The 22,753-nt window shown below is 68.1% G+C and carries 19 protein-coding genes; 17 read left to right on the top strand and 2 right to left on the bottom strand.

The genetic code is table 11. The features are described from left to right. Positions 1-536 precede the first annotated feature (536 nt). The 14 genes from AC1AYN_RS08010 (at position 537) to AC1AYN_RS07945 (ending at position 16,750) form a co-directional block, all read left to right on the top strand. Positions 537-1,136: an ECF transporter S component gene (locus tag AC1AYN_RS08010; protein ID WP_034526515.1), complete on the top strand. Its 600-nt coding sequence runs from the start codon at positions 537-539 to the stop codon at positions 1,134-1,136. Further along, complete coding sequence (locus AC1AYN_RS08005; protein ID WP_476532849.1) at positions 1,136-2,614, top strand: ABC transporter ATP-binding protein; 1,479 nt, start codon at positions 1,136-1,138, stop codon at positions 2,612-2,614. The genes AC1AYN_RS08010 and AC1AYN_RS08005 overlap by 1 nt, the downstream gene beginning before the upstream one ends. Before the next feature lie 7 nt (positions 2,615-2,621). After that, positions 2,622-3,449, top strand: a complete 828-nt coding sequence (locus tag AC1AYN_RS08000; protein WP_476532848.1) for an energy-coupling factor transporter transmembrane component T family protein — start codon at positions 2,622-2,624, stop codon at positions 3,447-3,449. 71 nt (positions 3,450-3,520) lie between these two features. Beyond that, positions 3,521-4,408, top strand: coding sequence for a TrmH family RNA methyltransferase (locus AC1AYN_RS07995; RefSeq protein ID WP_476502081.1), 888 nt, complete (start codon positions 3,521-3,523; stop codon positions 4,406-4,408). 175 nt (positions 4,409-4,583) lie between these two features. Next, a complete protein-coding gene (gene pheS, locus AC1AYN_RS07990) occupies positions 4,584-5,687 on the top strand; it encodes a phenylalanine--tRNA ligase subunit alpha (RefSeq protein ID WP_101621642.1) in 1,104 nt (367 codons plus the stop codon). A gap of 6 nt (positions 5,688-5,693) precedes the next feature. Next, complete coding sequence (gene pheT, locus AC1AYN_RS07985) at positions 5,694-8,303, top strand: phenylalanine--tRNA ligase subunit beta (protein ID WP_476532847.1); 2,610 nt, start codon at positions 5,694-5,696, stop codon at positions 8,301-8,303. A gap of 127 nt (positions 8,304-8,430) precedes the next feature. After that, on the top strand, positions 8,431-9,189 hold the full coding sequence (locus AC1AYN_RS07980; RefSeq protein ID WP_476532846.1) for a hypothetical protein: 759 nt from the start codon (positions 8,431-8,433) through the stop codon (positions 9,187-9,189). A 92-nt stretch (positions 9,190-9,281) separates the two neighbouring features. Further along, the gene (gene argC / locus AC1AYN_RS07975) at positions 9,282-10,376 is read left to right on the top strand and encodes an N-acetyl-gamma-glutamyl-phosphate reductase (RefSeq protein ID WP_476532845.1); all 1,095 of its coding nucleotides are present in this window, start codon (positions 9,282-9,284) and stop codon (positions 10,374-10,376) included. After that, complete coding sequence (gene argJ, locus AC1AYN_RS07970) at positions 10,373-11,545, top strand: bifunctional glutamate N-acetyltransferase/amino-acid acetyltransferase ArgJ (RefSeq protein WP_476532844.1); 1,173 nt, start codon at positions 10,373-10,375, stop codon at positions 11,543-11,545. The genes argC and argJ overlap by 4 nt, the downstream gene beginning before the upstream one ends. A gap of 8 nt (positions 11,546-11,553) precedes the next feature. Then, positions 11,554-12,510 carry an acetylglutamate kinase gene (argB, locus tag AC1AYN_RS07965; protein ID WP_476502086.1) on the top strand — a complete coding sequence of 319 codons (957 nt, stop codon included), beginning with the start codon at positions 11,554-11,556 and terminating at the stop codon, positions 12,508-12,510. Continuing rightward, complete coding sequence (locus AC1AYN_RS07960) at positions 12,500-13,819, top strand: acetylornithine transaminase (protein WP_476532843.1); 1,320 nt, start codon at positions 12,500-12,502, stop codon at positions 13,817-13,819. Before argB ends, AC1AYN_RS07960 begins: the two co-directional genes overlap by 11 nt. Before the next feature lie 42 nt (positions 13,820-13,861). Beyond that, on the top strand, positions 13,862-14,827 hold the full coding sequence (gene argF, locus AC1AYN_RS07955) for an ornithine carbamoyltransferase (RefSeq protein WP_476532842.1): 966 nt from the start codon (positions 13,862-13,864) through the stop codon (positions 14,825-14,827). Beyond that, entirely contained in the window at positions 14,824-15,333 is a 510-nt protein-coding gene (locus AC1AYN_RS07950) for an arginine repressor (RefSeq protein ID WP_476502089.1), read from the top strand. The genes argF and AC1AYN_RS07950 overlap by 4 nt, the downstream gene beginning before the upstream one ends. Positions 15,334-15,511: 178 nt before the next feature. Then, positions 15,512-16,750, top strand: coding sequence for an argininosuccinate synthase (locus AC1AYN_RS07945; protein WP_476532841.1), 1,239 nt, complete (start codon positions 15,512-15,514; stop codon positions 16,748-16,750). A 100-nt stretch (positions 16,751-16,850) separates the two neighbouring features. On the opposite strand, the gene AC1AYN_RS07940 is transcribed toward AC1AYN_RS07945, so the two are convergent. Together AC1AYN_RS07940 and AC1AYN_RS07935 are read right to left on the bottom strand one after the other, a co-directional pair. Beyond that, positions 16,851-17,546 carry a response regulator gene (locus AC1AYN_RS07940; RefSeq protein ID WP_476532880.1) on the bottom strand — a complete coding sequence of 232 codons (696 nt, stop codon included), beginning with the start codon at positions 17,544-17,546 and terminating at the stop codon, positions 16,851-16,853. Beyond that, the gene (locus AC1AYN_RS07935) at positions 17,546-18,838 is read right to left on the bottom strand and encodes a sensor histidine kinase (RefSeq protein ID WP_476532840.1); all 1,293 of its coding nucleotides are present in this window, start codon (positions 18,836-18,838) and stop codon (positions 17,546-17,548) included. The genes AC1AYN_RS07940 and AC1AYN_RS07935 overlap by 1 nt, the downstream gene beginning before the upstream one ends. A gap of 233 nt (positions 18,839-19,071) precedes the next feature. Here AC1AYN_RS07935 and AC1AYN_RS07930 point away from each other — a divergent pair, with 233 nt between their 5' ends. Genes AC1AYN_RS07930 through AC1AYN_RS07920 form a run of 3 tightly spaced genes read left to right on the top strand, consistent with a single transcriptional unit; the run spans position 19,072 to position 22,698 of the window. After that, positions 19,072-20,034: an ABC transporter ATP-binding protein gene (locus tag AC1AYN_RS07930; RefSeq protein WP_476532839.1), complete on the top strand. Its 963-nt coding sequence runs from the start codon at positions 19,072-19,074 to the stop codon at positions 20,032-20,034. Between the two features lie 38 nt (positions 20,035-20,072). After that, the gene (locus tag AC1AYN_RS07925) at positions 20,073-21,356 is read left to right on the top strand and encodes an ABC transporter permease (protein ID WP_476532838.1); all 1,284 of its coding nucleotides are present in this window, start codon (positions 20,073-20,075) and stop codon (positions 21,354-21,356) included. After that, entirely contained in the window at positions 21,343-22,698 is a 1,356-nt protein-coding gene (locus tag AC1AYN_RS07920) for an ABC transporter permease (protein WP_476532837.1), read from the top strand. Before AC1AYN_RS07925 ends, AC1AYN_RS07920 begins: the two co-directional genes overlap by 14 nt. Positions 22,699-22,753 lie beyond the last annotated feature (55 nt).

Below are 22,753 nucleotides of genomic sequence, written 5' to 3'. Positions count from 1 at the left end.
ATGAAATCACCCTCGGCTTCCGATTCCGAATTTTGCCGCACATGCGGCGACTTGCCAAGGTGTGCCCCCTCTATCGTTAATTCGATAGCAGGAGTCTCGGGTCGGTATCCAATGGTCGTAGCACTGTCCTTGATCATAGAAATCGCAGCGTGTCTGTATCGCCGATTCTCCGGCATAGGAAGTCTGCGTAATGGAGAATGCTCCTAGTGTCAGCAATGCGACAATGCACGCGGACAGCGTCTTCTTATGCATATCGTGCTCCTTTGCTATTGCCATCATGAGCGATGACGTGCCGTCAAACATAGTGTCACTGCCCGGTGCTCGCTATACACGGATGCGGTAGTGTGTCGGTTTCGCGAAAGACATCTCGTCAGCCATGTCGTTTATGGTGGAGGGCTGACACGGGAGCTGCCTTGGGGCGGCTGAGAGGGGGCCGCAACGGGTCCCGACCGATGGAACGTGGACGGGCAATGCCGACCACGGAACTGTCCTCCACCCGTGCCTTGAGAAGGAAGCACAGAGAAAGGCACATCACCATGGCCGAAACCGTCGCCAAGACCAACTACAAGTGGCGCGTCGTCGACATCGTCGTCGCCGCCATCATCGCCGTCGCATCCGGCGTCATCTTCTGGGGCTGGGACGTCGTCTGCGCCGCCCCGCTCGCCCTGTTCGAGGCCGTCACCCCCGGCTTCGAAGGCCTGCTCAACGGATTCTGGCTGTTCGCCGGCCCGCTCGCCGCCATCATCGTGCGCAAGCCGGGCGCCGCCCTCTTCGCCGAGACCCTCGCCGCGTTCCTCGAGCTCACGCTCGGCAACCAGTGGGGCGTCGGCGGCTCGCTCATCGTCGGCATCATGCAGGGCCTCGCCGCCGAGATCGCCTTCGCGATCTTCGCGTGGAAGCAGTGGAACATCGGCACCACCATCCTGTCCGGCGCTCTCGCCGGCGTCGCCTGCTGGGCCTACTACTGGATGACCAACCCCGGCTGGAACGCGATGCGCGTCAGCTGGTACCTCGTCGGCTCCATCATCTCCGGCGTCATCATCGCCGGCGCGCTCATGTGGGCGCTGCACAAGGCGATCGCCGCCACCGGCGTGCTCGACCGCTTCGCCTCCGGCCGCGCCGAGGCGCGCGTCTGATGCGCATCACGCCCGCCCGCGTCGAGGCGAAGGATTGGGGATGGCGTCACGCCACGCGCAAGGACTTCGCCCTGCGCGGGCTCGACTTCGACATCCGCCCAGGGGAGCACGTGCTGCTCCTCGGCGCCTCCGGGGCGGGCAAAAGCACGCTCATGGCCGGACTGGCCGGCGTGCTCGGCGGATCCGACGAAGGCGAGCAGGAAGGCTCGCTCACCATCGACGGCGTCGAGGCCGGCATCGCCCGCGGCAAGGCCGGCCTCGTGCTGCAGGACCCGGATTCGCAGATCATCCTCGAACGCGTGGGCGACGACGCGGCCTTCGGCTGCGAGAACCTCGCCGTCCCACGCGACGAGACGTGGCAGCGCGTACGCGAATCGCTCGACCTGGTCGGATTGAAGGACATCGACCTCGACCGGTCCACGCGCCACCTGTCCGGCGGGCAGCGGCAGCGTCTCGCGCTCGCCGGCGTGCTCGCCATGCAGCCGGGACTCCTGCTGCTCGACGAGCCGACCGCCAACCTCGACCCGGAAGGCGTGCGCGAAGTGCACGACGCGGTGCGCGACGTGCTCGAACGCACCGGACAGACCATGGTCGTCGTCGAACACCACATCGACGTGTGGATGGACCTGATCGACCGCGTCATCGTCATCGGCCATCCCGACCCGGATTCGCACGTGGGCGGCGTCATCGCCGACGGAAGACCGGACGAGGTGTTCGGCGAGTACGGCGATCTGCTCGCGCGAGGCGGCGCATGGGTGCCGGGACGCGCGATCCCGGACCGCGCGCCGACGCGCGCACGCGCGGACGTCCGCGAACCCGCGCTCGTCACCGAGGACCTGAGCTTCGGCCGCGAATTCCCGCTCGGCGAGCATATCGATCTCGAATTCTTCGCCGGCGAGGTGACGGCCCTGATGGGGCCGAACGGCGCCGGAAAATCCACGCTCGCGCTGACGCTCGCCGGACTCCTGAAGCCGCTCGCCGGGCATGTGCGCGTGCGCGCCGACATCGCCGAAGGCGCACGCGGCGACGAGCCGGACAAGTGGAGGAGCCGCGAACTGCTCGGCCGCATCGGCATGGTCTTCCAGGAGCCGGAACACCAGTTCGCCGCGGCGCTCGTACGCGACGAGGTCGCCATCGGGCCGAAATCGATGGGCGCCGACGAGGCGCGCGCGTACGCGATCGCCGACGAAATGCTGGAACGCATGAACCTCTCGCGGTTCGCCAAAGCCAACCCGTACACGCTGTCCGGCGGCGAGAAGCGGCGACTGTCCGTCGCCTCCATGCTGGCCGGCGCGCCGAAGATCCTCGTCATGGACGAGCCGACCTTCGGCCAGGACTTCACCACGTGGACCGAGATGGTCGACCTCATCGCCAAGGTGCGCGACCAGGGTTCCGCGGTCATCATCGTCACGCACGACGAGGCGCTCGTCAAGGCGCTCGGCGCGCGCCGCATCATGTTCGGATTCGCAGGGGAGTGACTGTAGTATGAGCGACATCGTTCTGGTCTCGCCGCCGAGCGCGCGCAAGGAGCCGGCGCGGCCCGCATCGCCCTCGTGGTTCATCGCGAAGGTGAACCCGGTGACGCGCATCATCGGCGCGCTGCTGCTGTGCATCCCGATGTTCGTGAGCTTCGACGTGGTCTCCGCGTCCGTGGCGTTGGGACTCGAGGTCGCGCTGCTGTGGATCGGCGGCGTCGACCCGATCCGCGTCTGCCGCAGCACGTGGCCGGTATGGATCGCCGCGGTCGGCGGCTTCATCTCCGTGCTGCTCTACGGCCGCACGTCCGGCGAGATCCTGTGGACCGCCGGCTGGATCGTCGTGTCCGAAGGCTCCGTGTATCTCGCCTGCGCCACGTTCCTGCGCGTGCTCGCCATCGCCGTGCCCGGCGTGGTGCTCGCGCTCGGCCTCGACCCGACCGATCTGGCCGACGGCCTCGTGCAGATCCTGCACCTCTCGCCCCGGTTCGTGTACGGCGGTCTCGCCGGCATGCGCATGTTCACGCTGCTGCAGGATGATTGGCGTGCGTTGGGATTGTCGCGCCGTTCGCGCGGTCTCGGCGACGGCAACGCGATCCAGCGTGCGTTCTCGCAGGCGTTCGGTCTTCTGGTCCTGTCGATCCGTCGCGCCACGAAACTCGCCACCGCGATGGAGGCGCGCGGTTTCGGCGGCGAAGGACCGCGCTCGGCGGCGCGCGTCTCGCGCCTGCATCCGATCGACGCGGTGTTCTGCGCGATCTGCTTCGTGATCCCGTTCATCGCGCTCGGCGTCGCCGTCGCCACCGGCAACTGGCACTTCTCCTTCCAAGGCGCGTGACGTCCACTGCAGTCGAGACGCGTGTATGCGCGTGCGCCGCCGCGCGGTAGGCGTGACGGTAGGGTGGGGGCATGCCCATCAACCATGCAGTGATCGACAATCCGAAATCCGACCGAATCAAGCGCGTCGCCGGACTCGCGCGCCCGGCGGGCCGCGAACGTTCCGGCCGCTTCCTCATCGAAGGGCCGCAGTCCGTGCGCGAGGCCGTCGCGTGGCGTCCCGACGTGGTGAGCGACCTGTACGTCGCGATCGACGTCGACCCCGACGGCGAACCGTACGTCTCCGAGACGATCGCCTCGATCGTCGACAAGTCGCAGGAATCGCGCAAGACGCCGATCTACGTGCACCACGTCACGCGCGAGGTGATGGCCAAGATCAGCAAGGACGCGCAGGGCATCGTCGCCGTGGGCGACATCGAGACGCTCCACACGGAGATCTCCGCCGTCCGCCTCTCCGAACGCCCGCTCATCGCCGCGTTCTGGCAGGTGCGCGACCCCGGCAACGCGGGCACCGTGATCCGCGCCGCGGACGCCGCCGGCTGCGACGCGGTCGTGTTCGTCGACGAATGCGTGGACCCGCTGAACCCGAAGGTCATCCGTTCGACCGCCGGCTCCCTGTTCCACATCCCCGTGCTGCGCATGGACACCGGCACGTTCCTCAAGTGGATGGAACGCGACGACCTCGCCACCATCGCCGCCGACGTGTACGGCACGCCGGAACGCAAGCCCGAATCGCTGCCCGACATGCTCGCCGAACGCGCGGACGGCGCGAAAAGCGGCGCGAAGGGCGTGCGCGGCGACGCCGTGCTGTTCGGCAACGAGGCGCGGGGACTGCCCGCCGCCATCCTGGAGCGCATGGACCGCATCGTGTCCATCCCGCTGTACGGCAAGGCCGAATCGCTGAACCTCGGCACGTCCGCCGCGGTCATGCTCATGAGCCTCGCCATGAGCGGACGCTGAGACGCACGGCACGCGCCGGTCACGTGCCGGCCATGTGTCGGTCGCATGCCGGTCACGTGCCGGCCGCCCCGCGACCACGTGATGGAACCGGGCGGCCATGTCGAGTCATACCGTGACAATGTGATGTTGGACAACGCTTGGGAAACGTGCGTTTTCGCGTGTCTCCCCACGTGCAATGCACGTCAGTGAAGCAGATATAAAGGAAAGGGTGCTCGTGGCAGAAGCGCTATTCGATGCGCAAGCGGTGACCGATGCGGTCGCCGAAGGCATCGCGAAAATCCAGAACGCCTCCACGCTGGAGGAATTGAAGGCCATCAAGAGCGAATACGCCGGAGCCGACTCGGCGATGACGCAGGCCAGCAAGGCCATCGGGGCACTGCCCAAGGACCAGAAGAAGGACGCAGGCAAGCTCATGGGCAAGCTGCGCGCCGACTTCGGCCGCGCCTACGGCCCCAAGGAGAAGGAGCTCAAGGAGGCCGCCGAGGCCGCCGCGCTTGCCGCCGAGACCGTCGACATGACGCTGCCGGTCGCGCGCAAGCCGCTCGGCGCGCGCCACCCGCTCGCCAAGCTCATGGAGGACGTCGAGGACTTCTTCATCTCCATGGGATGGCAGATCTCCGCCGGCCCCGAAGTGGAGGCCGAATGGTACAACTTCGACGCCCTCAACTTCGGACCGGACCATCCGGCCCGCCAGATGCAGGACACCTTCTACGTGAAGGGCAACCAGGCGAAGGACGCCGCCGGCTTCGTCGGCTCCAACATGGTCGTGCGCACGCAGACCTCGTCCGACCAGGTGCGCGCCCTGCTGTCGCGCGGCGTGCCGCTGTACATCGCCTCTCCGGGCCGCGTGTTCCGCACCGACGAGCTCGACGCCACCCACACCCCGGTGTTCCACCAGTGCGAGGCGCTCGCCGTCGACAAGCATCTGACCATGGCCGACCTCAAGGGCGTGCTCGACAAGCTCGCCGTCGCCATGTTCGGCCCGGAGGCTAAGACCCGCCTGCGCCCGAGCTACTTCCCGTTCACCGAGCCGAGCGCCGAGCTCGACCTGTGGTTCCCCGACAAGAAGGGCGGCCCGGGCTGGCTCGAATGGGGCGGCTGCGGCATGGTCAACCCGAACGTGCTCAAGTCCGCGGGCATCGACCCGAACGAATACACCGGCTTCGCGTTCGGCGTGGGCATGGAGCGCACGCTGCTGCTGCGTTCCGACATCAACGACATGCACGACCTCGTCGAGGGCGACGTGCGTTTCGCCGAACAGTTTGTGATGGGGGAGTGATTACCCATGCCTATGGTTGATATCGATTGGCTCAAGGAGCACGTCGAGGTTCCGTCCGACCTCACCTACGAGCAGCTCGCCAAGGACCTGGTCAAGGTCGGCCTCGAGGAGGAGGAGATCCACGCCTCCCAGGTGACCGGCCCGATCGTCGTCGGCTACGTGGTCGACGCCACGCCGGAGCCGCAGAAGAACGGCAAGATCATCAACTGGTGCCATGTCGACGTCGGCGACGAATACAACGAGACCGACGAGAACGGCAACAAGGTGCCGCGCGGCATCATCTGCGGCGCGCCGAACATGGCCGCCGGCGAGAAGGTCGTCGTGACGCTTCCGGGCGCCGTCCTGCCCGGCGACTTCCGCATCGAGCCGCGCAAGACGTACGGCCACATCTCCAACGGCATGTGCGCCTCCGAGCGTGAGCTCGGCCTCGGCGACGACCACAACGGCATCATCCTGCTGCGCCACTACGGCTTCACTCCCGAGGAGTACGAGGCCTTGAAGCCCGGCGACGACGCGATACACCTGCTGCACCTCGACCAGCCGCTGCTGGAGATCAACATCACGCCGGACCGCGGCTACACGCTGTCCTACCGCGGCGTGGCCCGCGAATACCACCACTCCACCGGCGCCGCGTACACGGATCCGGTCAAGGAGCTCAACGCCCGCGTGCCCGTCGCCGCCGGCGAGGCCTCCGGCACCGTGCCGGACGTGCAGGTCGAGATCGACGACGACAACCCGATCCACGGCGTGCCCGGCTGCGACCGCTACTACGCGCGCGCCATCCGCGGCTTCGACCCGTCCTCGCGCACGCCGAACTGGATGCGCCGTCGTCTCATCCGCGCCGGCGTGCGTTCCATCTCGCTCGCCGTGGACGTCACCAACTACGTGATGCTCGACCTCGGCCAGCCGATGCACGCCTACGATCTGGACAAGCTCGAAGGCCCGATCGTCGTGCGCCGCGCGAACGAGGGCGAGAAGCTCGTCACCCTCGACGGCAAGGAGCACGAGCTCAGCCCCGAGGACCTGCTCATCACCGATTCGCCGAACGGCCAGCGCGCCTCGCGCATCATCGGTCTCGCCGGCGTGATGGGCGGCCTGTACGGCGAGGTGACCGCGGAGACGAAGAACATCCTGCTCGAGGCCGCGCACTTCGACCAGGTGTCCATCGCGCGTTCCGCCCGCCGCCACAAGATCCCGTCCGAGGCGTCCCGCCGCTTCGAGCGCGGCGTCGACTACCAGCTGCAGCCGGCCGCCGCGCAGATGGCCGCCGACCTGCTCATCAAGTACGGCGACGGCGAGGCCAGCGAGCATCCGACCGACGTGAACAACACGGTCCGCCGCAAGGCCATCCACTTCAAGGCCTCCGAGGTGAAGCGCGTCGCCGGCCTCGACACCGGCGTCAACGCCATCTCCGACATCCTCACCGACATCGGCTGCACCGTGGCCGGCGGCGGCAACGGCGAATTCTCCGTCACCCCGCCGACCTGGCGCCCGGACCTGAACGAGCCGTGCGATCTGGTCGAGGAGGTCGCGCGCCTCGTCGGCTACGACGAGATCCCCGTCACCGTGCCGCCGGCACCGGTCGAGGGCACGGTCGGCCTGACCGCCGACCAGCTGCGCCGTCGCCGCGTCGCCGACGAGCTTGCCGAGTACGGCATGGTGGAGGCCCTGAGCTACCCGTTCGTGGGCGACAACGACTACAAGGCGTTCGGCTACGACGCGGAGGCCACCAAGAAGGTCAGCGTCGAGATCGCGAACCCGCTGTACGGCGACCGCCCGTACCTGCGCCGCCACATCCTGCCCACGCTCGCCACGACCGTGCAGCGCAACATCCGCCGCGGCATCGAGAACGTGTCGCTCTACGAGCTCGGCCACGTGTACCTGTGGAACCCGGACGCGCCCGCTATCCCGGCGCTGCCCGGCGGCGTGAAGCCCACGCCCGAGCAGCTCGCCGCGCTCGACGCCGGCCTGCCCGACCAGCCGGACCACGTGGCCGGCATCCTGACCGGTCTCGCCGAGAACACCGGCTGGCTGGGCGGCAAGCGTCCGGTCGACTGGTCCGACGCGGTCGAGGCCGTGCACCGCATCGCCGACCGTCTTGGCGCCGCCATCGAGCTCGAGCAGCCGGCCGCCGCCGACGTGCCCGCCCAGTGGCATCCGGGCCGTTTCGCCCGCGTGACCGCCGCCGGCACGTTCGTCGGCTTCGTCGGCGAGCTCCACCCGCACGTCAACGAGGCGCTCGGCTTCCCCGAGCATTCCGCCGCGTTCGAGCTGAACCTCACCGCGCTGTTCGCCACGCTCGACGGCAAGCCGGTGCAGGCCAAGCCGATCTCCACGTTCCCGCCCGTCAAGCAGGACCTCGCCTTCACCGTGGACGACACGGTGACCGCCGCCCAGCTCGAAGGCGTGGTGCGCGAGGCCGCCGGCGCGAACCTCGAATCCATCGAACTGTTCGACGTGTTCACCGGCGAGCAGGTGGGTGAGGGCAAGAAGTCCCTCGCCTTCGCGGTGGTGTTCCGTTCGCCCGACAAGACCCTGTCCGCCGAGGACAGCGAGGCGATCCGCAAGGCCATCGTCGACAAGGCCGCCGAGCTCGGCGCGCAGCTGCGCGCCTGAGCCGCCGGGCCGCTCCGGCTCGTTCCGGGCGGCTTTCCGGCTTGGCTTCCGGTCCGACGGCGATGAACCGCTGGGCCGAAAGCGAAACGACATAAGTTAACATAAGGTGCAACACGAGGAGGACCCGATGAGCGCACCCGGACAGCAGCCGAACGATTCCGCACGACAGACGGGAGGGGACGGCGTCGCACCGGGGGCGGGCTCACCGGGTCCCGTCGTATCCGGGGAGACGCCGTCGCAGTCACAGCCGCAGTACGGGCAGTACGCGCATCCCGACTACGGCGCGATGTTGAGCCAATATGGTCCGAACTACAATCCGTATCTGTACGGCGCGCCCGACCCCGAGCCGAAGAAGGATGATGCGGGGGAGAACGCGCGGCAGATGCCGCAGCAGGTGACGCAGCGCACGCCGGGTGCCGCGTATCCCGGCGGCTACGGGCGGAACGGCCAATATCCGCAGAACGGCCCGTACGGTCCGAACGGGAACCCCGGCAATCCGAACCAGTCACCGACGGGTCCGGGTGTCGGTGCCGGCACGAACGACGGCCACACGCCGCGCTACTTCTACGGCATCGACGTGAACGACCCCAACCAGAACCCGCTGTACGGGCGCTGGGACTCCTACGCGATCATCGCCTTCGTGTTCGCGATCGTGTTCAGCGTGCCCCTGCTGCCGACCATCATGGGCGTCATCTCCGTGTGGCGCACCGGCACCTTCCACATGAAGGGCCGTTGGCTCGCCATCGCCGCGATCGTCATCAACGTGCTCACCACCGCATTGCAGATCTGGATGTGGGTCAACGGCGTCGACGTGACCGATCTCACCAACCAGATGCTCGATATGGTCGGCGGCGGCTCCACCTCCGGCGACACGATGACCACATGACCGATCGTCTCGACACGTGATTACATAATTATGCAATAGTCTGCATAGGTATGTATGCTCGTGGGTATTGCCCATGAAGTGAAGGACGTGATATGGCGAAATACACGGTGGCCGTGGCGGGTGCCACGGGTTATGCGGGAGGCGAGGCGCTGCGCATTCTGGCCGCCCATCCCGCGTTCGAGGTGACCTGCGTGGCGGGTCACTCCTCGGTGGGGGACAAGCTCGGCAAGCACATGCCGCATATCCCGCAGCTGGCGGATCTGACCGTCGAAGACACCACCCCGGAAGTCCTGAACGGCCACGACGTGATCATCCTCGCGCTGCCGCACGGCGCCTCCGGCAAGCTGGCGTCCCAGCTCGACCCTGACGCTGTCGTCGTCGACCTTGGCGCCGACCACCGTCTTGAGGAGAAGAGCGCGTGGAACGAGTTCTACGGCGGTGACTTCTACGAGCATTGGACCTACGGCATGCCCGAGCTCATCACCGGCAAGGCCGCCGACGGCTCGTACACGCGCCAGCGCGCCGCGCTGCCCGGAACCAAGCGCATCGCCGGCCCTGGCTGCAACGTGACCGCCACCACGCTGGCCCTGCAACCCGGCGTCGCCGAAGGCCTCGTCGAGCACACGGACATCGTCGCCGACCTCGTCGTCGGCTACTCCGGCGCCGGCAAGAACCTCAAGCGCACCAACCTGCTCGCCGCCGAGGCGTTCGGCTCCGCCCTGCCGTACGGCGTGGGCGGCACGCACCGCCACATCCCCGAGATTCTGCAGAACCTCGCGCACGCCGCCGGCCTCGACGCCGCGGCCGCCGACGGGTTCACGCTCGGGTTCACGCCGGTGCTCGCGCCCATGTCGCGCGGCATCCTCGCCTGCGTGAGCGCGAAGATGACCGACAAGGCGAAGCGCCTGAGCGACGCGGAGATCCGCGACGTGTGGGCCCACGCCTACGAAGGCCAGGACTTCATGGTGCTCCTGCCGGAAGGCACGCTGCCCGCCACGGCGAACATCATCGGCTCGAACGCCGCCCACATCCAGGTCGTCACCGACCGCAAGGCCGGCCGCATCATCGCCTTCGCCGCCATCGACAACCTCAACCGCGGCACCGCCGGCCAGGCGGTGCAGTCCCTGAACATCGCCCTCGGCCTTCCCGAAGACCAGGGCCTGACCAAGATCGGAGTCGCCCCGTGAGCGTCACATTCGCACAAGGATTCGCCGCATCCGGCGTCGAGGCGGGCATCTCCGCCGTCGCCGGCAAGAAGGACCTCGCGCTCGTCGTCAACAACGGCCCGCTCGACGCGGCCGCCGGCGTGTTCACCTCCAACCGTTTCTGCGCCGCGCCCGTGCAGTGGTCGCGCAAGGTCGTCGCCGACGGCCACGTCAAGGCCGTGATTCTCAACTCCGGCGGCGCCAACGCGTGCACCGGAGCCGAAGGCTACGCGCAGTCCAAGGCCACCGCCGAAACCGTCGCCGCGCTCGTCGGCGCGGAACCGGACGACGTGGCCGTGTGCTCCACCGGCCTCATCGGCGAACTGCTGCCGCTCGACCACGTGCTCGGCGGCGCGAAGGCCGCCCACGCGGCGCTCGCCGCCACGCCCGAGGCCGGCGCGGACGCCTCGCACGCCATCATGACCACCGACACCAAGCCGAAGACCGTCGAACTCGAAGGCACGGGCGGCTGGAGGATCGGCGGCATGGTCAAGGGCTCCGGCATGATCGCCCCGCAGCTGGCCACCATGCTGTGCGTCATCACCACCGACGCCGTCGTGAGCGCCGGCCAGCTCCAGGCCGCGCTCGCCGTCGCCACCGAACACTCGTTCAACCGCATCGACGTGGACGGCTGCATGTCCACCAACGACACGGTGCTTCTGCTCGCCTCCGGCGCCTCCGGCGTCGAACCCGACACGGACGAGTTCAACAAGCTCGTCAAGGACGCCTGCGCCTCGCTCGCCCGCCAGATCATCGGCGACGGCGAAGGCGCCAGCCACGACATCCGCATCACCGTCACCGGCGCGACCAGCGAGGACGCGGCGCTTGCCTGCGGACGCGCCGTCGCCGCCTCCAACCTGCTCAAGTGCGCGATCAGCGGCAACGACCCGAACTGGGGCCGCATCGTCTCCTCGCTCGGCACCGTGCCGCCGGAAGTCGCCCCCTACGAGTCCGACAAGGTGACCGTCGACGTCAACGGCGTGCGCATCTGCGAGAACGGCGGCGCCGGACGCGACCGCTCCGAGGTCGACATGACCCCGCGCGAGGTCCACATCGACATCGACCTCAACGCCGGAGACGCCGAGGCGACCGTCTGGACCGACGACCTCACCCACGAATACGTCCACATCAACGCTGACTACGAAAGCTGAAAGAGGATATGTCAAGCGAACTGAAGGGACCCGGATTCCACTTCGACGTGCACACCGACCTGCGCGCCGACCAGAAGGCCGAAGTGCTCATCGAGGCGCTGCCGTGGCTCGAGGAGTTCGCCGGCCAGCGCATCGTCGTCAAATACGGCGGCAACGCGATGATCGACGAACACCTCAAGCAGTGCTTCGCCGAGGACATGGTGTTCCTGCGCCAGGTGGGCCTACACCCGATCGTCGTGCACGGCGGCGGCCCGCAGATCTCCCAGATGTTGAAGGCCCTCGGCATCAAATCCGAGTTCAAGGGCGGCCTTAGGGTCACCACGCCCGAGGCGATGGACGTGGTGCGCATGGTCCTCACCGGCAAGGTGTCGCGTGAGCTCGTCGGTCTCATCAACGCGCACGGCCCGCTCGCCGTGGGGCTTTCCGGCGAGGACGGCGGCCTGTTCTCCGCCATGCAGCGCCGGCCCGTCATCGACGGCAAGCCCACCGACATCGGCCTCGTCGGCGACGTCGTCTCCGTCGACGCCTCCGCCGTCGAGGACCTCGTCAACGCGGGCCGCATCCCCGTCGTCTCCTCGGTCGCCCCGAACGAGGACGACGCCACCGAAGTGCTCAACGTGAACGCCGACTCCGCGGCCGCCGCGCTCGCCTCCGCCGTCGGCGCGCACAAGCTCGTCATCCTCACCGACGTGGACGGCCTGTACGCCGACTGGCCGGACCGCAACTCGCTGATCGGCCGCATCGGCGTGGAGAACCTGCGCGACATGCTGCCCGACCTCGAATCCGGCATGCGCCCGAAGATGGAGGCGTGCGTGCGCGCCATCGACGGCGGCGTGCCCCAGGCGCACATCATCGACGGCCGCAAGCCGCATTCCATCCTGAACGAGATTTTCACCTCCGCCGGCATCGGCACCATGGTCGTGCCCGAGGACGGCATCGAAATGAGGAGCTCCTATGTCTTCTGACGTGAACAGCACCACGCCCGCGGCGGGCCCGGAACCGCTCGGCCCCAAGGATTCCCAGTGGCTGGGGGAGTACTCCCAGGTCCACATGAACGTGTTCGGCACGCCGCTGCGCGTCATGGACCACGGCCAGGGCGCCCACGTGTGGGACGTCGACGGCAACGAATACCTCGACTTCCTCGGCGGCATCGCCGTCAACTCGATCGGCTACGCGCATCCCAAGTGGGTGAAGGCCGTCGCCGAACAGGCCGCGAAGGTCGCGCACGTGAGCAACTACTTCGCCACCGAACCGCAGATCGAGCTCGCCGCACGCCTCGTCAAACTGGCGGGCGCCCCCGAAGGCTCCCACGTCTACTTCGGCAACTCCGGCGCGGAAGGCAACGAGGCGGCCCTGAAGCTCGCCAAACTGTACGGCCGCACCCTGCCCGGCGCCGCGCCTTCGATGGGCGGCAAGCCGGCGCGCATCATCGCCCTGACCAACGGATTCCACGGCCGCACGCTCGGTGCCCTGTCCGCCACGTGGAAGCCCGCCATCCGCAAGCCGTTCGGCCCGCTCGTGCCCAACATCGAATTCGTGCGCGCCGGCGACCCGCTCTCCCTGTACGAGGCGTTCAGCGAGACCGGCGTCGGCCCCTACGGCAAGGGCCCCGTCGCCGCCGTCATCATGGAGCTCATCCAAGGCGAGGCCGGCGTGAAGCCCTTGGGCGCCGACTACGTCAAGAAGGTGCGCGAGATGTGCGACATCAACCACGCGCTGCTCATCATCGACGAAGTGCAGACCGGCATCGGCCGCACCGGCGCATGGTTCGCTTTCCAGCGCGAGGACCTGTCCGGCGGCATCACGCCCGACACGGTCACCTTCGCCAAGGGCGTGGCCGGCGGCTTCCCGATGGGCGGCATGATCGCCTTCGGCGAGAAGCTCTCCGCCCTGTTCACGCCCGGCTCCCACGGCTCCACCTTCGCCGGCAACCCGCTTGGCGCCGCCGCGGCCCTCGCCACGCTCGACGTGATCGAGGAGGACGGCCTCGTCGCCAACGCCGAAGCCCGCGGGCGTCAGCTGCGCGACGGGCTCATGGCCGCCGGCAACCCGCTGTACGTCTCCACGCGCGGCCGCGGCCTGCTCGACGCCGTCGAACTCGCCCACCCGTGCGCCCACGCCGTGATGAACTGGTGCCTCGAACGCGGCCTCATCGTCAACGCGGTGCGCGCCGACGCCCTACGCTTCGCCCCGCCGCTCATCGTCTCCGAGAAGGACGTCGACGACGCGCTCGCCATCCTCAAGGCCGTCCCCGGCGACCTCCCCGACGACTGACCGCAACCGCCCGCCACCCGCACACCCGAAAGGACAACCACCATGACCCCCGAACTGCGCCACATGCTGCGCGACGACGACCTCGACCACGAGGAACAGAAGCAGGTCCTCGAACTCGGCATGAAGTTCCGCGAGAACCGTTTCTACCATCAGCCGTTCGCCGGCCCGCAGGCCGTCGCCGTGCTGTTCGACAAGCCGTCCACCCGCACCCGCTCCAGCTTCTCCATCGGCGTGGCCGAACTCGGCGGCTACCCGCTCGTCATCGACAAGTCCGGCTCTCAGCTGGGCCGCGGCGAGCCGGTCGGCGACACCACCGAGGTACTCACCCGCATGGCCTACGGCCTCGTGTGGCGCACGTTCGGCCAGGACCGCGTCGAGGAGATGGCCGCGCACGCCACCTGCCCGGTCGTCAACGCGCTGACCGACGACTTCCACCCCTGCCAGATCCTCGCCGACTTCCTCACCATCGCGCAGTTCCGCGGCGGCGTGGACGCGCTCAAGGGCAAGACCATCGCCTACGTGGGCGATGCGGCCAACAACATGTCCAACTCGTACCTGCTCGGCGGCGCCGTCGCCGGCATGCACGTGCGCGTCGCCGGCCCGCAGGGCTACCTGCCCCGCCCGGACATCGTCGCCGACGCCGAGCGCATCGCCGCGGAGAACGGCGGTTCCATCCTCGTGACCACCGACGCGAAGGAGGCCGTCAAGGACGCCGACTGCGTGTTCACCGATACATGGGTCTCGATGGGCGAGGAGGCCGAATACGCGATCCGTTCCAAGCCGTTCTGGAACTACCAGGTGAACGACGAGCTCATGGCGCTCGCCAAGCCGGACGCGTTGTTCCAGCACTGCCTGCCCGCCTACCGCGGCAAGGAGGTCACCGTTTCGGTGATCGACGGCCCGCAGTCCGTCGTGTGGGACGAGGCCGAGAACCGTCTGCACGCGCAGAAGGCGCTACTCACCTGGCTGGTCGGCAAGCAGCGCGGCGACGAAAGCCTGCTCGCATGAGCCAAACGCGTCCGTCCCTCCACCGTCCGGCCACGCGCGCCGCGCGTCTGAGCGCCATCGAAGAGGTGCTGCTCACGCACATCATCACCTCGCAGTCCCAGCTGTCGTCGATTCTCGCCGACGAGGGCATCGCGGTGACGCAGGCGACGCTGAGCCGCGACCTTGACGAGATGAACGCGTTCAAGAAGCGGCTTCCGGACGGCACGATGGCCTACGCGGTCGGCCATGAGCCGTCCGGTGACGAGCAGCAGGACTCCGCCAAGGCGGAGGCGCAGATGTCGCGCGTGCTGTCCGGTCTGGTGACCTCGGTCGCGGCGGCCCGCAACCTCATCGTCATCCACACGCCGTCCGGCGCCGCCCAGTACGTCGCCTCGGTGATCGACAAGCAGCCGATCGACGGCCTGCTCGGCACGATCGCCGGCGACGACACGGTCATGGCGATCTGCAAGGACGACGACACCGCCGTCGCCCGCGCCGACTGGCTCCTCGCCCTCGCCTCCAAGTGACTTCCATTCCGGCACTCCGTTCCTTCCGGCCCCCTCTGTCGAGGGGGCTCCCGCGTAGCGGGTGGGGGAGAGATGCGGCACGCCGCGGCGCATCGCGTACGCATGCTGGACACGCCGTGCATAAATATACAGACTTCTGTATATACTTGCATCAGTTTGTTTTGAAGAAAGGCATCCCATGGCAGATAACAATCGACTCGTGCTCGCCTACTCCGGCGGCCTCGACACCTCCGTCGCCATCTCCTACCTCAAGGAGCGCACCGGCAAGGACGTCGTCGCCGTGTCCCTCGACGTCGGCCAGGGCGGCGAGAGCCTCGAGACCATCAAGCAGCGCGCCCTCGCCTGCGGCGCCGTCGAGGCCTACGTGGTCGACGCCCGCGACGAGTTCGCCAACGAATACTGCATGAAGGCCCTCAAGGCCAACGCCATGTACGAAGGCGTGTACCCGCTGGTCTCCGCCATCTCCCGCCCGCTCATCTCTAAGCACCTCGTGCGCGCCGCCCACCAGTTCGGCGCCGACACCATCTCCCACGGCTGCACCGGCAAGGGCAACGACCAGGTCCGCTTCGAGGTGTCCATCGCCTCCATCGACCCGACGCTGAAGGCCATCAGCCCGATCCGCGACCTCGCCCTCACCCGCGACGTGGAGATCGCGTTCGCCAAGGAGCACAAGCTGCCGATCACCCAGACCGAGAAGAGCCCGTACTCCATCGATCAGAACGTGTGGGGCCGCGCCATCGAGACCGGCTTCCTCGAGGATCCGTGGAACGGTCCGACCAAGGACTGCTACTCCTACACCGACGACCCGGCGTTCCCGCCGGTCGAGGACGAGGTCGTCATCGAGTTCAAGCAGGGCGTGCCGGTCAAGATCGACGGCCGCGACGTCACCCCGCTGCAGGCCATCGAGGAGATGAACCGCCGCGCCGGCGCCCAGGGCATCGGCCGCATCGACCTCATCGAGGACCGTCTCGTCGGCATCAAGTCCCGCGAGCTGTACGAGGCCCCGGGTGCCGTGGCCCTCATCACCGCGCACCAGGAGCTCGAGAACTGCTGCCTCGAGCGCGAGCAGCACCGCATCAAGCGCGACATCGACAAGCGCTGGGGCGAGCTGGTCTACGATGCGCAGTGGTTCAGCCCGGCCACCCAGTCCCTGAACGCGTTCATCGAGGACACCCAGAAGTACGTGTCCGGCGAGATCCGCATGGTGCTGCATGGCGGCCGCGCCGTCGTCACCGGCCGTCGTTCCGACAGCTCGCTGTACGACTACAACCTCGCCACCTACGATTCCGGCGACAGCTTCGACTCGAAGTCCTCCAACGGCTTCATCGACATCTACGGCCTGCCGAGCCGTGTCGCCGCCGCCCGCGACGTCAAGTTCGGCAACGGCATCGAAGTGCCGAACAACACCGTCGAGTAAGACGGATGGCCTGACGAGAGCCGCCTAAGGGCCGCTTCCGTCTGATTGGTTTCCCGAAGGGACCGGTTCGCGCCGGTCCCTTCGTCGTATCCAAGCCGCGTCAGCGGTGGGCGTTGATCCACAGGATGGCGAGCTGGGTGCGGTTGGTCAGGCCGAGTTTGTCGAGTGCGCCGCTCACCCGGTTGCGCACCGTGCCCTCGCTCAGACACAATCGTCGTGCGATGTCGCGGTTGTCATATCCTTCGGCCACGAGCGAGGCGACCTCACGCTCCCGCTCGTTGAGCATCGACTCCACGACCGCCGCATCGCCCCCACGTATCGGATCCGCCGATCCTGTGGCCTTCGCGGATTCCGCGGATTCCGAAGGGGCCGCTGCGCCCGCCCCCGGCTCCGTCAGCTTGCCGAGCACGTCGGAGCCCAGCACCACCTGGCCGGCCATGACCGCCTGCAGCGCCGGCCCCACGGCCGTGACGTCCTGTTTGATGAGATAGCCCTTCGCGCCCAACGCCATCGCCCGCGTGATGTACGCGCGGTCCGCGAACGTGGTCAGGAACAGGATGCGCGCCGCCGGGTCGCGCCCCAATATCTCCCGCGCCGCGTCGAGCCCGTCACGCCCCGGCATCTGGATGTCGATGAGCAGTATGTCCGGCCGCGCGTCAGGCGTCGAGGAATACCGCGCGACCGCATCGTCGCCGTCGTTCGCCGTCCACAGCACGTCGGCCGCGCCGGTCGCGGTCAGAATCGTCTCCAACGACTGGCAGACGATCGGATCATCATCCACGATCGCGATACGCATCATGCACCCGCCTTTCCTCGGTTTCCACGATTCTTCTGATGTCCCATATCCGGAGTCTTCCGTGTGCCGCCGTCCGCGGCCCAACGGGCCTTCGGGATCGAGACGAACACACGCCAACCCCCATCGTAGGGGCCGCAGTACGCGGTGCCGCCCAAGGCGCGCACCCGCGATTCGATGTCGGCGACCCCCATGCCGTGCGGGGGAGCGCCGGCGGGACCGCCATCGCCGTCCAACGGGATCGCGGGGCCGGGGTCGGAGACGACCAGCTGCCAGAACGCGGGGAAATCACGCAGCGTCACCCGCGCCTCGTGCGCCATGCTGTGATGCGCCACGTTCGCCAACGATTCGCGGATCACCGTCGCGAGACACCGTGAGACCGGTGCGGGGGCGGCGTCGATGTCGTTCTCCAGACGCACCTCCAACCCCTGATTCGGACCGGTGCCTCCGCCGCCCGCGCCGGCGGAGGCGAGCGGCCGGGCCGCATCCTCGATCTGCGCGATGAAGTCGGTGCCGTCATCCTCCAGATCATGCACGGACCGGCGCACCATCGTCATCGCATCGTCCAACGTCGCGCCCAACGCGCCGAATCCTCGCGCCGCGACGGCGTCGCCGGTGGCGTCGGCCAACGCGCGCCCGGCCTGCGCCTGCATGATCGCGCGCGTCAGCAGATGGCCGACGTTGTCGTGGATGTCGCGGGCGATGCGCGTGCGTTCGCCGAGCGTCGCCATGCGCACCGACTGCGCCCGCTCCTCGTCCAGGTCGGCGATCCTGATTCGCGACGAACGTGACGATTCCCGCAGACGGTCCTCGGTGCGGCGCAACGCGCGACGCAGCATGGGGATGTCGCGCGAATCCGCCCCCAACAGCGCCCCCACGCATGTCGCCGCGACCATCAGCGCAGTCGGGGCGACATCGCCGCCCGCATGCGCCTCGACCGCCATCGGAACCAGCGGCGCCACCCACAGCCAGCGCGCGATCAGCGGCATCAGACCGGCGAGACGATTCGGACGATTCGTATGGTTCGTGTGATTCGTGACCGCCGGAATCCGCGCCATATCGAAGGCGACGAGCGGCAGGAACACACGGCAATCCGAGACGATTACGGCGATGAGGCAGAACACGGTCGCCGGCAGGAGCGCCGCGCGCCTGCCGGACGACCATTCGGACAGGGCGGAGACAATCACGGCCATCAGCATCGCCGTGACCAGCGACGCATCCACGGCGAGGTGCGCGACCGGCGCGAACGTGAGACAGAACGCGAGCAGCACCCCCTTCCCGATCATCGCCCGCATGGAATCCTCCGTCGTCCGCACCGAACCGTCACCATCCAGCCTACCCGCTTCGCCGCGGCACATCCCGGACCGCCCCGCGCCTACCGTCCATTCCCGCAATCCGTCCCGCACCCAGTGCCACCGAAACCGGTGACGAATGTCACCTGCGTCACGCCGATACGTGACGTTTGCAGGTGGCGGGACGTGCACGCGGGTGGGACGATGGAGACAACCACCCAAGGAAGGGAGCGGACATGACGGACGACCACACGACCACCGCGACTTCGGCCATCAGCGTGACGAAACTCGTCAAACGATACGGCGACATGGTGGCGCTCGACCATTTCGACCTCGACATCCGGCAGGGCGAGATCTTCGGCCTGCTCGGCCCCAACGGCTCCGGCAAGACCACGGCCATCAACTGCATCCTCGCCCTGCTCTCCTACGATTCGGGCACGATCCGCGTGTTCGGCGAGCCGATGACGCCGACCAGCTACGCGCTCAAACGGCGCATCGGCCTCGTCCCGCAGAACGTCGCCGTGTTCAACGAGCTGACCGTCGAGGAGAACATCGACTACTTCTGCTCGCTGTACGTGCCGAGGAAAGCCGACCGTGCGCCGCTCGTCGAGGAGGCGATCGACTTCGCCGGACTCGGCGAATTCCGCCGGTTCCGACCCGGCAAACTCTCCGGCGGTCTGCTGCGACGTCTCAACATCGCGTGCGGCGTCGCGCACAAGCCCGACCTCATCTTCTTCGACGAGCCGACCGTCGCCGTCGACCCGCAAAGCCGCAACGCGATTCTCGAAGGCATCGAACGGCTCAACGCGGCCGGCGCGACCGTCGTCTACACGAGCCATTACATGGAGGAGATCGAACGGATCTGCGACCGCATCCTCATCATGGACCACGGCCGGCATCTGGCGCTCGGCACCGCCGATGAGCTCAAATCCATGATCGACACGGGCGAACGCATCACCGTCGAAACGCTCGACCTCGACGAGACGACGCTTGACCACGTGCGCGCCCTCGGCTTCGTCATCGAAGCGGATTGGGACGGCCGCGAACTCGACGTGCGCTGCCGCCGCGGCGACCACAATCTCGTCGACGTGCTCGGCGTGCTACGCGCCGCCGGCGTGAACGTCGGTCACCTCACCAGCCGGCCGCCGACACTCAACGACGTGTTCCTCGAACTGACCGGCAAGGCGCTGCGCGACTGACCGGTACACGCCGCACGCCCCACGGAAAGGAGGCAACCATGTGGACCACATTCGTCATGACGTTGAAGACGAACCTGCGCAACAGGCAATCGCTGTTCTGGCTCATCGTGTTCCCGATCGCGCTCGCCACCCTGTTCAACGGCCTGCTCGGCAATCTCGCGGAAGGCTACGAGCTCAAGACCCTGCCCGTGGCGGTCGTCGAGGACGCGAACTGGAAGGCGTCGTTCGGTGCGAAGGCGTTCATCGACGGTTTGTCCGGCAAAGGCGGGACCACCGGCACGAGCGACGCCGGCGGCAAAGGCGACGCCACCGACAACGGCGACGCCACCGGCACGACCGTGACCGTCACCAGACTGCTCGACGCCAGGAAGGCCGCCACGCTCGCCGAGGCGCGCGACGCGCTCGCCGACGGCACCGCGAAAGGCTACCTGCGCGTCGACGGCGACGGGCGCATCCGACTGACGTTGTCGTCACGGGCGGCGGAGGCGATGAAGGGCGCGACGGCCACCGATTCGAACGGCGCCGTCACCGTCGCCGCGCTCTCCGGCGTGATCGACCTGTACAACCGGACCGACGCGGCGACCCGCGACCTGCTCCAACGGCACCCGGAGGCGCTGAAATCCCGCATGTTCTGGTCGTCCATCGGCAGCATCGCGGGGACGACGCGAGAGATCAGCCTCACGAACGCCACGCCGAACGTGATGGCACGGTATTTCTACGCGCTGCTCGGCATGGCCTGCCTCATGGCCATGGGGTATTCGATCACCGCGGTCACCAGCGCGCAGGCGAACCTGTCCGCGTTGGGCATCCGGCGCACGGTGTCGCCGCTCGGCCGTGGACGGCAGCTCATGGCCGGATTCCTCGCCAGCTGGCTGTGCTCTGACGTGAGCCTCACCATCGCGCTCGCCTACATCCGCTACGTGTGCGGCATACCGTTGGGCGGGCGCGAACCGGCCGCCGTGGCCGCCGTCGCGGTCGCCTCGTTCATGGCATGCGCGTTCGGCACGATGATCGGCGCGATACCGGGACTCAAGCACAGCGTGAAGATCGGTCTGACGAGCGCGATCCCGTGCACGCTGTCCCTGTTCTCCGGCCTGTACGGCGGCTTCGCGATGCAGCTGAGCGACTGGATCACCCGCCACGCGCCGTTGCTCGCGCTCGTCAATCCCGCCCAGCAGGTGACGAACCTGTTCTACGACATCCTCTACTACGACGACTACCGTCCGTTCGCCACGACCTGCGGCGTGCTCATCGCGATGAGCCTCGTGTTCCTGGCCGCCGGCGTCGTCATGCTCAAGGAGCAACGCTATGAACACCTGTAAGGCCACGCTGCGCGTGCTCGCCGCGCACAAGCTGTACATCATCATCTATCTGGTGCTGATCGGCATCATGATGCTCGCCATCAGCGGGTCCGCGTTGTTCGGCGACCGGAACGCCACGGCCGACGTGTACGAGCCCGGCCGCGCCACCGTCGCCGTCATCGACCGGGACTCCGATCGCGGCGGCGTCGCCTCCTCGCTGCGCGCGTACCTCGCGGCGAACGACGACGTGATCGACCTCGCCGACGAGCCGCAGGCGCTCCAGCAGGCGGTCGCGTCGAACTGGGTGGACCTCATCGTCATCATCCCGGACGGCTACGCGGACAAGATGCTCGACTCGGCCGCATCGGGTGACGCGGACGGTTCGTCCGGGAAGGTCCCGTCCGTCGAGACCGTCACCAGCTACACGTCCGGCGTCGGTTCGATGGCGTCGATGGCCACCGGCGGATTCCTTTCGCTCACGCGCACGGAACTGATCGGCGCGAACGTGGGCGGTGCGTCCGGTGCGGACGGCGCCGTCGCGCGTCCCGGTCTCGACGACCTCACCGCCGCGACGACGCGGGTGCGCGCGCTCGCCCGCGACAAGACCGCGAACCATGCGATCGCGGTCGACCACGCCGACGCGGCCGCCGACGCCGCCGATACGTCCGCGGCGGAGCGGACGTCGGCCGGTTTCGGCTCCACGATCAAGTCGGCCCTCTACCCGCTGTTCCTCGCGATGACCGTGTGCACGGCGCTCGTGTCCGGCGTGTTCAACGCGGGGGAGACGCGGCGCCGGCTGTTCGCCTCGCCGCAACGCTCCTCGACGATGGGCATGCAGCGCATGGCCACCCTGTGCGGGTTCGCGCTCGTCGTGGTCGCCGCCTACCTGATCGCCGCGGTCGCGCTGATGTTTGCCGCCGGACTCGACCCCGCGTCCCTCGCACCCGCCGGCGTGGCGATGACGGTCCTGTCGGCGTGCGTGTACGCGCTGATGACCGTCGCCTGCGGCTTCCTGCTCGGCGAGGCGGGAGCGGGCGACACGATGGCCAACGGTTTCGCCAACGTGTTCGGCCTGTTGCTCCTGTTCACCTCCGGACTCTCCCTGCCGGTGGACATGATTCCCGAATCGATGCTCGCGGTCGGGCGGATGCTGCCCGGCTGGTGGTATTGCGCGGCGATCGACGACGCGCTCGGCATCGGCACGGCGGCGTCCGGCGTCGACGCGGCCGGCTGGGCGACGGGCACCGGCATCGTCGCGCTGTTCGCCGTCGCGTTCGTCGCGCTGGGGCTCGCGGTCGGCCGCATCCGCCGCTCCCGTCCCGCGCCGGTCGCCGCCGCGACGACGCAGCTCGCCGAAGCGTGAGCGGGGAGCGGGGCCGTGTGCGCAACCGTGTGCGCCACGTATGATGGTGGCGGAT

It is taken from the genome of Bifidobacterium sp. LH_413 (assembly GCF_056357015.1).
Note: the sequence above shows the minus strand (reverse complement) of the source record. Positions and strands in the feature narration are given on the sequence as shown.